This is a genomic window from Vibrio artabrorum, from assembly GCF_024347295.1.
GTDB lineage: Bacteria > Pseudomonadota > Gammaproteobacteria > Enterobacterales > Vibrionaceae > Vibrio > Vibrio artabrorum.
Map to the genome: position 1 here is coordinate 667,388 of NZ_AP025458.1, position 13,614 is coordinate 681,001.

12 protein-coding genes and 2 pseudogenes are annotated in these 13,614 nt (G+C 43.0%); 7 read left to right on the forward strand and 7 right to left on the reverse strand.

Annotated elements, in window-relative coordinates:
* Positions 1-333 precede the first annotated feature (333 nt).
* Positions 334-927 carry an acetate uptake transporter gene (locus tag OCU36_RS03030; protein WP_261838986.1) on the forward strand — a complete coding sequence of 198 codons (594 nt, stop codon included), beginning with the start codon at positions 334-336 and terminating at the stop codon, positions 925-927.
* 225 nt (positions 928-1,152) lie between these two features.
* Here the strand turns inward: OCU36_RS03030 and OCU36_RS03035 are convergent, their stop codons facing one another.
* The 3 genes from OCU36_RS03035 to OCU36_RS03045 form a co-directional block, all read right to left on the reverse strand.
* Positions 1,153-2,523: an MBL fold metallo-hydrolase gene (locus OCU36_RS03035; RefSeq protein ID WP_261838987.1), complete on the reverse strand. Its 1,371-nt coding sequence runs from the start codon at positions 2,521-2,523 to the stop codon at positions 1,153-1,155.
* Between the two features lie 147 nt (positions 2,524-2,670).
* On the reverse strand, positions 2,671-3,438 hold the full coding sequence (locus OCU36_RS03040; protein ID WP_261838988.1) for a 1-acylglycerol-3-phosphate O-acyltransferase: 768 nt from the start codon (positions 3,436-3,438) through the stop codon (positions 2,671-2,673).
* 195 nt (positions 3,439-3,633) lie between these two features.
* Positions 3,634-4,572 (reverse strand): hypothetical protein, encoded by a 939-nt coding sequence (locus OCU36_RS03045; protein ID WP_261838989.1) that lies wholly within the window; start codon positions 4,570-4,572, stop codon positions 3,634-3,636.
* 282 nt (positions 4,573-4,854) lie between these two features.
* On the opposite strand from OCU36_RS03045, the gene OCU36_RS03050 reads away from it, so the two are divergent.
* From OCU36_RS03050 to OCU36_RS03060, 3 genes are all read left to right on the forward strand, one after another.
* Positions 4,855-6,567, forward strand: a complete 1,713-nt coding sequence (locus tag OCU36_RS03050; RefSeq protein ID WP_261838990.1) for a class I SAM-dependent methyltransferase — start codon at positions 4,855-4,857, stop codon at positions 6,565-6,567.
* Positions 6,568-6,625: 58 nt separating this feature from the next.
* Positions 6,626-7,354 carry a DUF429 domain-containing protein gene (locus tag OCU36_RS03055; protein WP_261838991.1) on the forward strand — a complete coding sequence of 243 codons (729 nt, stop codon included), beginning with the start codon at positions 6,626-6,628 and terminating at the stop codon, positions 7,352-7,354.
* 98 nt (positions 7,355-7,452) lie between these two features.
* Entirely contained in the window at positions 7,453-8,262 is an 810-nt protein-coding gene (locus tag OCU36_RS03060; protein ID WP_261838992.1) for a M15 family metallopeptidase, read from the forward strand.
* 272 nt (positions 8,263-8,534) lie between these two features.
* On the opposite strand, the gene OCU36_RS03065 is transcribed toward OCU36_RS03060, so the two are convergent.
* The 3 genes and pseudogenes from OCU36_RS03065 to OCU36_RS03075 form a co-directional block, all read right to left on the reverse strand.
* Positions 8,535-9,017, reverse strand: a complete 483-nt coding sequence (locus tag OCU36_RS03065) for a helix-turn-helix transcriptional regulator (protein ID WP_261838993.1) — start codon at positions 9,015-9,017, stop codon at positions 8,535-8,537.
* The gene (locus OCU36_RS03070; protein WP_261838994.1) at positions 9,002-10,363 is read right to left on the reverse strand and encodes a type II toxin-antitoxin system HipA family toxin; all 1,362 of its coding nucleotides are present in this window, start codon (positions 10,361-10,363) and stop codon (positions 9,002-9,004) included. The genes OCU36_RS03065 and OCU36_RS03070 overlap by 16 nt, the downstream gene beginning before the upstream one ends.
* Before the next feature lie 252 nt (positions 10,364-10,615).
* A pseudogene (locus OCU36_RS03075) lies at positions 10,616-10,909 on the reverse strand (IS3 family transposase); the annotation flags it as partial.
* Between the two features lie 588 nt (positions 10,910-11,497).
* Between OCU36_RS03075 and OCU36_RS03080 the strand changes: the two are divergent.
* The 3 genes and pseudogenes from OCU36_RS03080 to OCU36_RS03090 all read left to right on the forward strand — a co-directional run.
* A complete protein-coding gene (locus tag OCU36_RS03080) occupies positions 11,498-12,025 on the forward strand; it encodes a DUF2975 domain-containing protein (RefSeq protein WP_261838995.1) in 528 nt (175 codons plus the stop codon).
* A gap of 11 nt (positions 12,026-12,036) precedes the next feature.
* Positions 12,037-12,237: a helix-turn-helix domain-containing protein gene (locus tag OCU36_RS03085; RefSeq protein ID WP_261838996.1), complete on the forward strand. Its 201-nt coding sequence runs from the start codon at positions 12,037-12,039 to the stop codon at positions 12,235-12,237.
* A gap of 266 nt (positions 12,238-12,503) precedes the next feature.
* A pseudogene (locus tag OCU36_RS03090) lies at positions 12,504-12,937 on the forward strand (IS5/IS1182 family transposase); the annotation flags it as partial.
* A 193-nt stretch (positions 12,938-13,130) separates the two neighbouring features.
* On the opposite strand, the gene OCU36_RS03095 reads toward OCU36_RS03090, so the two are convergent.
* Complete coding sequence (locus tag OCU36_RS03095) at positions 13,131-13,610, reverse strand: MarR family winged helix-turn-helix transcriptional regulator (RefSeq protein WP_261838997.1); 480 nt, start codon at positions 13,608-13,610, stop codon at positions 13,131-13,133.
* Positions 13,611-13,614: the final 4 nt, after the last annotated feature.

A 13,614-nucleotide genomic window follows, 5' to 3' on the forward strand; every position in this document is an offset into this window, starting at 1 on the left:
CACCGTCGGCGGAGTGGTTATATGCTTCACGGATATCATCACGGTATAGCGATAAATAAAGAGGGCTAGGGCACGGGTCATAAAAAAGCCGCTATTAGGGCGACAGTCTCGTCAGCCTTCAAACTGGTATTTCAACCGTCATTTCTCACCACGAGGGGAGGGATTTTAGTGAGCAGAATTGGCGTATTATGACACTGTATTTTTAATGCGTGTATTTGTGCAATCTTAGTTTGCGTCTGATCTGTTACCTAATTGTGTGGTTTATCGATTAAAATTTTCTTACAACTATTATCGGTTTTTTTTAATCAATCATTTCAATAAGGTAAATTCGCAATGTCGACCAAACTAGCTAACCCAGCGCCATTAGGCTTAACGGGTTTCGGTATGACCACCATTCTTCTTAATATCCACAATGCAGGTTTCTTTCCAATGGATTCAATGATCCTTGCGATGGGTATTTTTTATGGTGGTTTGAGCCAAGTTATCGTGGGCACTATGTGTTTCAAACGTGGTGACACGTTCGGTACAACAGCGTTTACTTCTTACGGCCTATTCTGGCTGTCTTTAGTTGGATTGATTGTAATGCCTTACATGGGGCTACCAGCAAGCCCAGCAAGCTTCATGGGTTGGTACCTATTGTTATGGGGTATCTTTACCGGCTTCATGTTCATCGGTTCTCTATGCTACCCAGTAGCGAAGCAAGTGGTATTTGGTTCACTGACCATCTTGTTCTTCCTACTGGCTGCGAATCATTTCACAGGCAACGCACTGATCGGCACTATCGCTGGCTTTGAAGGTATCTTCTGTGGTGCTTCTGCTATTTACTTTGCAATGGCACAAGTGATCAACAACGAATACGGCCGTACCGTTCTGCCTATTGGTGAGAAGAAAGCACCTCAACTAGCACCTCAAGAAATTGCAGCGTAAACGCTTAATATTGAGAAAAACGGTTTATTGTGAACAATCCATCGTTTGACGAGTGACTGGTAACAGAGAAAATAAGAGGGGTTAGCCGAAATGGTTAACCCCTTTTTTATGTGCGAGGGAAAGTTCTCAATTTATTAAATCGTTCGATGTATTCAAACAATCTTAAGATGCGGGTTGCTTATCGGTTGAGTGTTTACCGCCTCTGCTTCAGGAGACTTATCGGTTTTAAACTACGCTAAAACCTTTTCTGACCAAAGCTTGAGTGAAATCCGATTGAGTATTTGGCTCACCGTGGATCAAATGCACCTCTTTTGGCTGAACAGATATCCCTTCTATAAATCGACAAAGATCCTCTTTATCCGCATGAGCCGAATAACCAGACATGCCATGGATTTGAGCGTTAACCTCAACGTCTTTGTTATCAATAACAACCTGCATTTCGCCTTGTTGCAGCTCTCGCCCGAGGGTGCCGTGCGCTTGATAGCCCGCTAAGATGACATCGGTCCTTTTATCGGCAAGTAAGGCGGATAAGTAATTCATTATTCTGCCACCCTGACACATGCCAGAAGCGGCGACCACAATCGCGGGTTCACCTGTCGACTTGAGGCGATTCACGATTTTCTTGTGCATCCGATGTCCATCAACCGTAATGCACTGCTCAAAAGCAAGGGGGTGACGTTTCATTTCTAGACGCTGCTTAGCTTCTTGTCCCCACAACTCTTTAAAGCGTCGGTAGGAGCGTGTCACTTTCTCTGCCATAGGAGAGTCGAGGATGATAGGAATATCGCGACTGAGTTGATGCTCAAAGATCAGGTGTTCGATATCAAACAGCAGCTCCTGTGTTCTGCCAATGCTAAAAGCTGGAATGAGGATAACGCCACCATCGAGTAGGGAGCGATCAATGATCGCTTTGAGACGCTCAGACCGCGTCGCAATATCATCATGTGTACTGGTGCCATAAGTGGATTCGATAAACAGATAATCGGCTTGCTGTGGTGACTTTGGATCCGGCAGCAGTGGTGTGTTACTCGGGCCCAAGTCGCCAGAAAACACAACTACTTCTTGGTTGGGTAACTTAATCTCGATATAGGCGGAACCTAAGATGTGCCCAGCAGGTTGAAAGCGAGCATGCAGAGTATTTGGCCTATGATGATCCTTTCCGTTGTTTTGCTGTTTAGACGTGATTGGAAACCATTCCCCGTAAGGCTTGGGAGCAACTAACGAATGAATTTTTTTGAGTATCAGCTTCGACTGTTTATTGCTGAGTCCTTGCAGCTTTAAGCCATCCTCAATCATTAAAGGGGCGAGTTCAGCGGTGGCTTGCGTGCAATAAATGGGTTGGTTAAATCCACTGGCAAGTAACCAAGGTAAGCGGCCAATATGATCAATGTGAGTATGGGTCAGCAGCAGAGCGTTAAGGTGGGACGTTGCAAATTCAATATCAAGAGGGCGAGCATCCGCACCTTGAAGCTTTTTATCTTGAAGATCTAAACCTTGAAAAAGGCCACAATCGATGAGCACCGCTTGGCCTGAATCTCTTAGCTCGTGACAAGATCCGGTGACGCTATGTTTGCCGCCATGGTGAATCACTTCCATTGTTTACTCCCATTGCTCGATAAAGCTGTGAACGCCTGTTTCTATTTTGCGGATAAGCGCCAGCATGTAAAACAAGAACAATGAGAGTTGCGATCCTTGAGCGTCTTTTTAAGTAATTGAGCGATGACTCAGCATGGTCGTTGTGAGTTAGTTTGTAGAAGAATGATCTGAATCCAATTCTGGGTTTTGTTGCGCCTCTAAACGAGCGATTTCGGCATCCAACGCCGCTATTTTCTCAGCCATCAATGCATGACAACGATCGGCCAACTCTCTTGCATCACTAAGCTCGTACCCTGTCACATCGATAGGCTCCAGCATCTCGGTGATCACGATGCCATTATTGGCTCGATTAAAGTCGATCTTATTGTGTGTGGTGCTGGTACACATTGGGGTGATAGGCACGCCAGCTTGAATTGCCATTCGAAAAGCGCCCGTTTTGAACGGCAGTAGTCCACGCCCTTTACTACGGGTTCCTTCTGGGTAAATCCAAACAGACAGATCTCTCTGATGAATCGCTGCAGCCACTTGCTTGATGGTATTACGCGCTTTGGACTTGTCTTCGCGATTAATCAAAATGTTACCGGTGATCCAATACAATAGGCCAAAGAAAGGTATGTACAATAAATCGCGCTTGCCTAATGAAACGGTGCGAGGTCTTAGCATTCCTGGATCGGTCGCAAAGTCCAGTATGCTTTGGTGGTTAGAGATGTAGACGCTTTTTTCGGGAGTCGGCGCATTGTCTAGGCCGCGCTGCACCAGTTTTACGCCGATGATCTTGTGGAGCTGATTGAACCAGCGGCAGAAAACGTACACATGCTTAGGGTTCTTAGGGCTAAATAAGCAGTAAACAAAAGCACATAGCGTGGTGAAAATAATAAACACCGTAGCCAAAATAATACGAAGAACAGCCAGCACAATACACTCCTTACTCACTATATGATTGCAGTGATTAAATAGTTTAGGTGTTTAAAGTTTTCACTCTATTTAACTGAATTGCAATAATTAACTGTAATAGGGGGCTATTTTTAGATTTTTATATAAAACAAGCACTAAAATGAGTGTTTGGCTTAGCAGTCAAGCTTACACGTGTTCACCAGTAATAGCTTATGATCACCAATACTGTTTATTTGGATCCGATTTTTCTACCCATTCCGGATCTTGACGCGATTCTAAGTAGAGTTGTAGGCCGTTATAAGACATAAAAGCAGCAGGACCGCCGAGGTGTTCGAAATAGTCAAAATACTCATCTTCGAGAGCACACAGGTGGGCCAAATCTTTAACCTTGTTAGCCAGCGCCCACTGAATGGCAAATACAGGCGCTATTGCCCCTAAAATATTCACCTCTTCGACGTTTGGGTTAAACATGGAATTCGCTTGCTCAAGCAATATCTCTTCTTGTTCAGACTCCTGTTGCAGCACCTCTTCGATGATCTCCGAGCGCTTGGTATTGGAGACACTCTTGTTGAGCTTGGCGATTCGCAGTGCGTAGCTAAATCGGTCTGAGGAAACGATGTCGACAAGCTGCGACAACAGCTCTTTGTCTACACCCGCTGCTTTGGTGAAATAGTCGATACATGAATTGATTGAGGCATAACGCGTACCGTCAAACTCAAAGCCACTGGTTTCGTCGTATACCTCAAGTGGGATGTCATCAACCGACAAAGGCCAGCCTTTATAATCGACGCGTTGCTTGGCAATTTGATACATCTTCCAAGCGCTGCGTCCAAACCCACCAAGTGTCGAGCCCGAGAAATCAGAATCAATAAGCTCTTGCTCCGTCCAGTTCTCACCGATGCCAAGGTGCTTAGCGTACTTGTCTATCAGAGTGTGTTTTATCTGATCGCGCACCGACCAAATTGAGGTCAGATTCTTTGAATAGTTAATTCTCGCGCACTCATTACAAGCCGGCAGTGCTATCGGTAAATGGCCAATCTTGGCAACTGCCTGCGCAGTCTTAGGAAATTCAACAACGTTACTGGAAGGTTCACCACAAAACCAACAGGTGTGGCGTAGATTGAACGGGGTATCTATGTGTGAGTATGTGTTCATTAGTCTTTATCAGCTAGGTGCTTGAGGCGAGTTAATCATCTTCAAACAATTATCTCTGTTCGCACGTCACCTTGCACCTTGTTTGTTTTTGTTTTTGTTTTTGTTTTGCTGACGAAACTGATTCACGATGTGACTCGCCTGATGACATCATTCGGTGGATATTGATATAAAACAATCACTAATGATTAAGGTTGATTGGTGTAGCTGAACTTACATGAGCTGCTAGCAATCACCCAAGCTCCCGATTACTATTGAGACAGACTCCTTACTCCAATAGCGCATATGTCCTCATCGATTCCTTTTTACGATAAAAATGCTCACATACTTTGTGAACAGTACAACTCAGTGGCGTTCGAGACGGTGCATAAAAGCTGGCAAGCTTATTGGCCTTTAGAGGGCGATAAAGTATTAGATGTCGGTGCAGGGAGCGGTCGTGATGCGCTATGGATGTACAAAGCCGGAGGTGATGTTATTGCGATAGAACCAAGTGCTTCACTACGCGAACAAGGCTCTAAATATACAGGCCCAAGTGTTACCTGGATTGATGATTCACTTCCCTCCCTTAGCCGCACCGAAAACCTCGGAATGCGTTTTGACTTGATATTGGTCAGTGCGGTTTGGATGCATCTCGCCCCGTCTCATCGAGAGCGTGCATTTAGAAAGCTGTCTAACTTACTCGCTCCAAACGGCAAGTTGGTGATCACTCTGCGTCATGGGGAGTTTCAAGACAGTCGACAAGGCTATCAAGTATCGGTTGAAGAGCTTGAGCGTTTATCAAAAAACAGTGCCTTGTTAGTTCGTCATGTCGATGATAGCCAAGATACATTGAACCGCAGTGAAGTGTGGTGGCAAACCGTGGTGATGACATTGCCAGACGATGGCTCCGGTGATTTGAACAAGGTGCGCCACATTATTGTTAATGACAACAAGTCGGCCACATACAAGTTGGCTTTGTTGAGAACATTACTGCGAATTGCGGATGCGCATTCAGGCGCTGTGATTGATCGAACGGATGGAAAAATTTCTCTACCAGTGGGTTTGGTCGCTCTATATTGGGTTAGGCAGTTTAAGCGTTTGATTGATATCGATATCGGTGGTACTGGGATTCAGCAAAATAGCAGCACAACGAAGGGACTTGGGTTCGTAAAAGAGGATGGTTGGAATAAACTCAAACACCTAAGTGCTGATGATCTAGCGATAGGCGCTATGTTTCTCGGCGATGAAGCCAAGGCTCTACAAAAGCTATTTTCACAAACGATCAGTACCATTAAATCAGGACCTGTGACTTTTATTTATCAAGGTTCGAAAGACAACCGGCTATTCGATATATACCCACCTCAGAAACGACGGAAAAATCGAGAATCGTTGGTCATTGATAGTGAGTTCTTAGCAAGCTTTGGTTATTTCGCTCTCGATGAAAGCTTGTGGGAGTGCTTTAGAATCTACCACTCTTGGATTGAACCGCTGGTGGTCAATCAATGGGTCATGGAGATGCAGCGTTTCGAGTTGAACCGACAGCGAAGTATCTCACTACAGACTTATCACGACTGCTTGGTATGGATCGATCAAAACCACGATACTCGTGATGTGCGTAAACGTGTCGAGCAACTTAGATCTAATCATGCCGACATTGTCAGCGTCTGGAGTGGAAAATCATTAAAAAATGAGTATCACGTTGATCACTGTTTGCCTTTCGCTTACTGGCCAAACAACGATAAGTGGAACCTCTTTCCAACGACGAGCAAAGAGAACCTAAGCAAAAGTGATAAAGTTCCAACCGCAGAAAAGCTGCGCTCGTCTAAGTCGCGAATTCTAGCGTGGTGGCAACTCGCATGGAACGATTCTGCTCATTTTGAACAACAATTCTTTTCAGAAGCAGTGCTTTCGCTGCCTAATATTCCACCACAGTGTCGAGATTTTGAAGAGGTGTTCGATGCAATGGGATTGCAAGTGCGTGGAGTAAAAAGCCGACTGTTGATTAGAGAGTGGCACTGATCATTAAATGGGTTAGCTATCTCAAATAGCCCTCAACAAACTCATCATCGAGAACATAATGAAATACATCGGAATTGATGGCTGCAAGGCCGGTTGGATCGCTTGGATTGTCTCTGGCAATGAGCTACCTACGTTCAAAGTGATAAACACGCTCGATGAGTTGGTTGATGATCTTACGGGATCAACAACGTTAATCGATATGCCGATTGGCTTTAGCGATTCACTGACTCCAGATAGATTATGCGATAAAGCAGCAAGGCGTTTTCTCACTAGCAAGCGTGGTTCTTCCGTGTTTCCAGTGCCGTGCCGAGAGGCGGTTTACCAAACCGATTACATTGCAGCGTGCAGCGCTAATGTGCAGCAGCTGGATAAGAAATTTTCTAAACAGACTTGGGGCATTGTGCCTAAGATCCGCGAGCTTGATGAACTCATTGAAGCTTATCCCAACCTTTCGATAAGAGAGTCACACCCTGAGGTAGTGTTTGCAGCTTTGAAAGGGGAACCGCTGACCTTTTCCAAACGAACCCAAGAAGGCAAAGAGGAACGGCTTTCTATTATTCAGCAACTCGCCCCCAAGTGGTGTGAACGCTTGTCGTTGGCCATTTCAAACACCAAACGTAAAGACGTTGCGATAGACGATATTTACGATGCGTTGGTGCTTATGTTGGTTGCCTATTACGCTCCGCAATTATCAACCTTACCAGAGCCTTCTGAGGTTGGTGAAAAAGCGGATGTCGACCAGAGTGGACGAGTTCGAGAGATTGTTTATTGGGACAAAACGCGCTAACAAAGCGTGCGCTCAACTTGGCTTAATATGCTATTTTCCAACTTATGCTATTTTCCAACATCTGCTACTTTTCACACTTACTATTTTGAGTCTTTGATATGAAACGTTTTATTGTCGGCTGGCTGGCCATTGTGCTCAGTGCTGCGAGTTATGCCCAAGTTGCCCCCATATCTCAATGGCAATGCGACATGATGAAAAAGAACAATGTCTTGAGTAGTGGTGCGCCTGTTGGTTGTGAGCGACTATCCAAAGTGGATTTCGATTTCATTAACTTCAAAGGGGAAACGCAACAGGGCAATATGATCGTGCTTGATGTGGTTGCGCCTGCTGTTGAACAAATCTTTGCAGAGCTTAAACAGCGTAATTTCCCGCTTCATTCCGCTCGCCTAATGCGTGAGTTTAAAGGTGACGACAACGCCTCAATGGACGCAAACAACAGCAGTGCGTTTAATGCTCGTCCTATCACGGGTAGAGGGGGCTGGTCGAAGCATGCTTATGGTGTGGCGATAGACATCAACCCAGTTCAAAACCCTTTCTTAGAGTTCGATGGCCACGGAACGATCACGGTAAAGCCAGCACAAGCAGCGACAAGCTATGTGAACCGTACTCGCTTTCGTGCGCGTGATGAAATAGAACGCCGTGGCATGGCTGAAAGTGTGGTGGCGCTGTTTGCCGATCACGGATTTATGATCTGGGGAGGGGATTGGAATAGCCCAATCGATACTCAGCATTTTGAGGTCGGCTCAAGAAAGTTCGTTAACCAACTGCTCTCTAAACCACAACCTGAAGCCAAAGTACTATTTGAGCGCTATATCGAATCTTATCGACAGTGTTTTAATAGCAATAAAGGCGAGGGCGCAGAAAAAGCTCGTGCTATCTGTGCCAAGAAAACCGTCAGAACTTTTTAGTGTTATGTTTACCCAGAGCCGTTTGTGCTTTTTGCATCTTTTGTTTCGATTTTTAGAGTGAGACTGAATGCGTGGACGAGCTTGAACATGGTTGAAATGGTTTCTCATGTTTCATCAATTCAGTCACTTATATCGATGTTACCTATTTGGTGTTACATCAATTTCCTACTGAAAAAGGAACTGAACCCGTGTTCGCTTATTTCTCATTCATTTAAAAAGATTGAGTTTTTATGACAACTCAATCTAAAACAAGCAAGCTGATACAGGACATTTTACTGAGCCTTACCATCTATTAATAGCGATTTTAACACATCGGGAGAAGACGGTAGCATTCCGACTTTTAAGCCAAATGGTTTGAATACTTTGTTGAGAATCTCTGTATTGTAGCTACCCCGATCGTTCTCTATATCTGAGAGTGTTTTTCTTGAGACATCGACAAGTCTTGCGAACACATCCTGTTTGAGTCCCAGTATATTAATGCGTAAACTTTTCAACGCTTGGCCTTGTGTTAGCTCTCCAAGTAATAAGTGTTTAATGATTTTGTTTGCCTCGGTTTTGCGTTCTGCTGCACTGACTGCTTTGGCGTTTTTTGAGGCTTTCGATCTAGTCGGCGTATTAAATTGCGATCGTTCTTTGGTCGAATGAATTGCATTCGTCCCAGTCTTGGACTGATGTTGATTTCGGTTTGCTCTTAGACGAGCGACCGTATCTTGTACGGACTCTTTATTGCTTGGCTTATTCATAGTAGCCCCCATTTAGTGAGCTTTTCTGATATATGATTGAGTCCAACGGCTGGCATCTCCAAGATTTGTTCTGGTACTCCTCGTAATGCTAGTCTCTGCTTTAAGTCAATGCATTTACTTGCCGTAACCTTTAGCTCTTGTAATAACACTTTCTTTGGCACGAGATCAGATAAGGTGTCTGCTATTCCGACGAAGTCGTAAGTTCCGCCCACCTCTAGTGGGGCTTTCCATTTTGTTGTTCTTGGAATGCCTTCGGGATCAGCTTTCATTGGTGCGAAGTCGTAAACGGGAGCAAGCTTTATGACGCCATCACCCTTTAAGAATGAAGTATTTCTGCCATGGTTGTCACTATTACCAAACAAGATGTTGAGTAGATCTCTCTTCACCCATTCAATGACGAAAGCTTGGGTATCAAACCTATACCCTTGGTGTTTAACCATATTGCTTTCAGTCATTTTTTCTATGAGAGCTCGGATGGTCGTTTCGTGATCAAGAGTGACCCCAGCGCCTTTGTTCAAAATGGAATACACAGATTCCATGCCAAATCTCTCTATTTGTTGATCAATAATTTGAACATCAAATCGAGGAAGCCATAAGGAAGGGTAGTTTAATCCTTCCTCCAAGCGCATACCGTCGGTGGCGATCGTTTCAACGCCCATTTCAGCTAGCTCGTGGTAGAAGTAGAACTCAGCTCTTAGAATATTACAGTCGATGGTGCTTCTTGAGCCTCTAGGGTACTTTACTAAGTAATGTAAGTCGTGGTTGCTATTGTCATCTTGGTATGGATCAATCCATATTTTTTCGCTGCCAGATCCGTGATCGAAACCATATCGGAGGATCAGTTTTGGCGCTTCACCTCCAGCCCCTGTTGCACCACCTGCGGCTGCCCCTCTTTGTTGTGCATAGTCGAGGAAATCACCGGCTCGATTTTTAACATCATCAACAGAGAAGTAGAGGTTGTCTGCTACTTTGTAGCGCTCAGGAAGAGAGTCTTTTATTCTTAAGTTACCAATAGGCGACATTGTGCCAAACTTGAGCAAAACATAGTCTTGTTCATCAGAACTAAGATCTTCAATATCTAGGTGTTTGACCCAGTATCGTCTACTAGCGCCACTAGGCATAATATCGTCTAGAAACTTTAACCATCCAGGTTTACCCATGTCATCAAAAAAGAATGAGACAGGATGGTTTAGTGAAACAGCGTGAAAGTCATCTTTATCGTGATGTTCTAGCGCATAGTCGCTGAGGTAGTTGAGTTCAGTTTCTCGGAAATTATGTTGGCTACTTTTAGGGAGTGAGATGATACCAATATCTATCCATTCACCCCTGATAAAAGCTTGTACGGTTAGTTCTTCCATCGATAACACCTCTACTTATCAATGAGTAAAACTTTACTCGTAAAGTCGTTTTTTTTCAAGTTGTGAGTGATTATTTACTCATTAATGTGTGGTGAGACTCTTTGTGAGTAAATTATTACTCATTACTTGTAAGCCAAAATTGTTGATGAGCTGAATGGATTGTTTTAGCTATGAAAGCTGCGATAGGGGGGGGCGTTAATTGTTTGTTCAAACAAAGTGGAGTGATCTGCTCCAGTAAGACTGGACACTGCATTAAGCGACATATTGTTTTTCAAAGTTAACTGGGCTTAGATACCCAAGAGCACTGTGCCTTCTTGTTCGATTATAATCAACTTCGATGTATTCAAAGAGTGCTTGACGCATCTCTTCTCGGGTCATTATCGGCTCGTATTGGACGGCTTCTACTTTCATTGAGTGGAAAAAGCTTTCAACACAAGCGTTGTCCCAGCAATTTCCCTTCCTACTCATACTTTACTTTAGATTATGAGCTGCGATTAAGTCGCGGTAGTCTTTTGAACAATATTGGCTACCTCTATAACTATATATTGGTATCAAGGTTTCTGTCGATAGAGCTTCTTTTGCAAAATTAAAACTTACATAAGACAAAACGTAAGTTTAATATCACCCACAATATTGACTAGAAAAACCTTAGTCTAAGTCCCACGAAAAGCTGACATTTACGTCCCCTTCTTCATTGGACAGCATGCTAGTTCTCAGATCGCTTTCTGGGAAGTCAGTGATATAGCATTCTACATATTGATTTCTATTGGAATGAGGGGGAGAAAGAAAGTACTCTTTTGTTCCTTTAGTGCACTTGTCGCCAGACAAAATTGTACCTTTCGACGTATTGCTTGATGCGTAGGGAGAAGGGGAGTTACTGTCATTAGTATCATATTGAGTAGTTAACTCATCTAAAAAGGTACCTTTCGCTAAACTAGGTGTCGTGATTACAAGTAGCATAATGGATAGAATTATATGATTTTTCACAATTGACGTTCCTTATTTGTGTTTCTTATAAACTCAATGATGTGACGATATCACAATAAAAACTTATCGCAAAGCGATAAGTTTTTATTGTGATATCGTCACATTCGAATTAATATGATAAAAATTGGTCAACAGAAGAGGTCTATAATGTCACACATTTCAATCAGCAATTTTAGCCGTAAGTTATTGGTTTTGTTTTGGTTATCTATGATATTTTCAATAGTGTTAAATACAGGCTTCTGGTTTGCTGCCACGATGTTTAATGTAGATTGGTTCAATTCTAGCTTTCCTATCGAAGTAACACTTCCCCTTTCTACCACCCGCTCATTACTTGGTTACTTCCCAAGTATGATATCCACTATGCTGACGGTTGCTTTGCTTTGGCAATTGATCGTGCTGTTTCGCTTGTATGACAAGGGCATCATTTTCGAACGCAAAAATACCGAGTGTTTTAAAAGGCTTAGCTATTTGCTTATTGCAACTCCTTTTGTTGAGTTGTTAAAGGACGTACTGCTTAGCTTGGTTTTGTCCTATCATGATACTAATTGGAATGTTTCATTAGAAGTCGATGATAACGATGTTACTATGATGGTAATAGGCTTTGTTGTACAAGTTATCGCAGTGGTTATGGAAAGAGCAGCTGAGTTAAAAGAAGAAAATGAGTTGACAATTTAAGTGGATACATTATGGCTATCGTAATCAATGTGGACGTAATGTTGGCGAAGCGAAAGATGCGTTCGAATGAGTTAGCAAAGCTAATTGGCATTACTGAGCAAAACTTATCGGTTCTAAAAAATGGTCGGGCAAAAGCGATAAAACTGACAACTTTAGAAGCGATATGCAAGCACTTGGACTGTCAACCTGGCGATATTCTAGAATATGTATAGGGACATCAATGTGGATAACTATTTTGGAGACTCTATAATAATCTAGTAGCCTTAGAAAACATCGAAGAAATCTATAATGGGTTTTGTTACGTAATTCAATAGAACTAAGTCAGCAACCTATGCTCTGAACATCTACCTCCCTAGCGTCGCCTCATGTCTAAACCTCGTTGAAAACAATCAACAGGAAATGCTACAACCATTCCTTATTTGTGGTTCTCTGGCTTTTTGAGGGGGTGAAAAGGTGATAACTGGGGGGCGCGCAAAGTAAACAGAACCAGCGTGGCAAGCGTAGAGTCTGACGAAAGCTACATTTGGCTGTAGATATAAGCACTCATGAAACTATTGCAGCCTAGCTAAGTTTATCGACGGTTACAGTCGGATGAGAGTGTCCTAACTTACTGAAACAAACACACGGAAGTATCCCGAGATGTCTGTTGATAGTGCTTACTTTTGGGTTCACCCTTCTCATGAAATCTAGCAATAATGGGTTGCCAGAAGTTATACGGCTCAAATAAGTATTGGAAAAGCGTTATGGTTTCCAAAGACGTCCAGTCTCAGAAACAGCGAGGTATTGAGTAAAACAGTGCCTGATGGTTGTTTAAGATATTACAATGCTCAGATAGGTGAAATTTACGTGATGATAAAAGCGTTGAACAAGCTTATTGGGGGAGGTATGCCTGAAATTCGTTGTATTGACTGAGAAATGGACAAAATGGGACGTTTCAGTCTTTAACTGCATTACACAATAAAGCTTATACGAAGTTACAGGCCGCGTAAGGTGTCTCAAAAGCGTATCTTACTGAAAAAGTAGTTAACTTATTCTTATAAAGGTCTAGTAGGTAAGGTTTTTCTCGACACCTCTCATGTATCCCATAAAGATAAATATGTTCGTATTAAGGAAGTAACTGATTAAATATCAATTTTAGCTGGGATATTTGTGTTTCATTTAATCCTTTGAACAGTTTTCCAATTTCATCAAAAAACTCGGGGCTAGCATTAGACATTAATTCAATACCATCATTGGTTAATGAGATAATTACGGATCTCTTGTCTATAGCATCATGTCTTCTCGCCACCAGGCCTTTATTATCTAGTCGCTCTATCCTGTTGGACAAAGCGCCGGATGATGGTAACAACGTGCGTTCTTTTAGTTCCTTTGCTGTCAGCTCAAATGGAATACCAGAGCGAAAAAGCGTAGCAAGAACATCAAATTCAGAAACGTTAACCCCATACCCCTTACAGAAGTTATTTCTAATGTCAGATAGTAGTGAGCCAAATCGTACAAAAAATGTAGCAAGCTCAACTGTGTCTCTATTCAGCTTCATATCTACTGAAAGCCATTGCTCTATCACTTCTTCAATGCTGATGTTCAAATTC

Excerpts from the sequence above, each read along its gene's own strand:
- OCU36_RS03035 (WP_261838987.1), bottom strand. The coding sequence starts at position 2,523 with ATGGAAGTGATTCACCATGGCGGCAAACATAGCGTCACCGGATCTTGT.
- OCU36_RS03065 (WP_261838993.1), bottom strand. The coding sequence starts at position 9,017 with ATGGGGGCTACTATGAATAAGCCAAGCAATAAAGAGTCCGTACAAGAT.
- OCU36_RS03060 (WP_261838992.1), top strand. The coding sequence starts at position 7,453 with ATGAAACGTTTTATTGTCGGCTGGCTGGCCATTGTGCTCAGTGCTGCG.
- OCU36_RS03085 (WP_261838996.1), top strand. The coding sequence starts at position 12,037 with ATGGCTATCGTAATCAATGTGGACGTAATGTTGGCGAAGCGAAAGATG.
- OCU36_RS03080 (WP_261838995.1), top strand. The coding sequence starts at position 11,498 with ATGTCACACATTTCAATCAGCAATTTTAGCCGTAAGTTATTGGTTTTG.
- OCU36_RS03050 (WP_261838990.1), top strand. The coding sequence starts at position 4,855 with ATGTCCTCATCGATTCCTTTTTACGATAAAAATGCTCACATACTTTGT.
- OCU36_RS03030 (WP_261838986.1), top strand. The coding sequence starts at position 334 with ATGTCGACCAAACTAGCTAACCCAGCGCCATTAGGCTTAACGGGTTTC.
- OCU36_RS03070 (WP_261838994.1), bottom strand. The coding sequence starts at position 10,363 with ATGGAAGAACTAACCGTACAAGCTTTTATCAGGGGTGAATGGATAGAT.
- OCU36_RS03055 (WP_261838991.1), top strand. The coding sequence starts at position 6,626 with ATGAAATACATCGGAATTGATGGCTGCAAGGCCGGTTGGATCGCTTGG.
- OCU36_RS03045 (WP_261838989.1), bottom strand. The coding sequence starts at position 4,572 with ATGAACACATACTCACACATAGATACCCCGTTCAATCTACGCCACACC.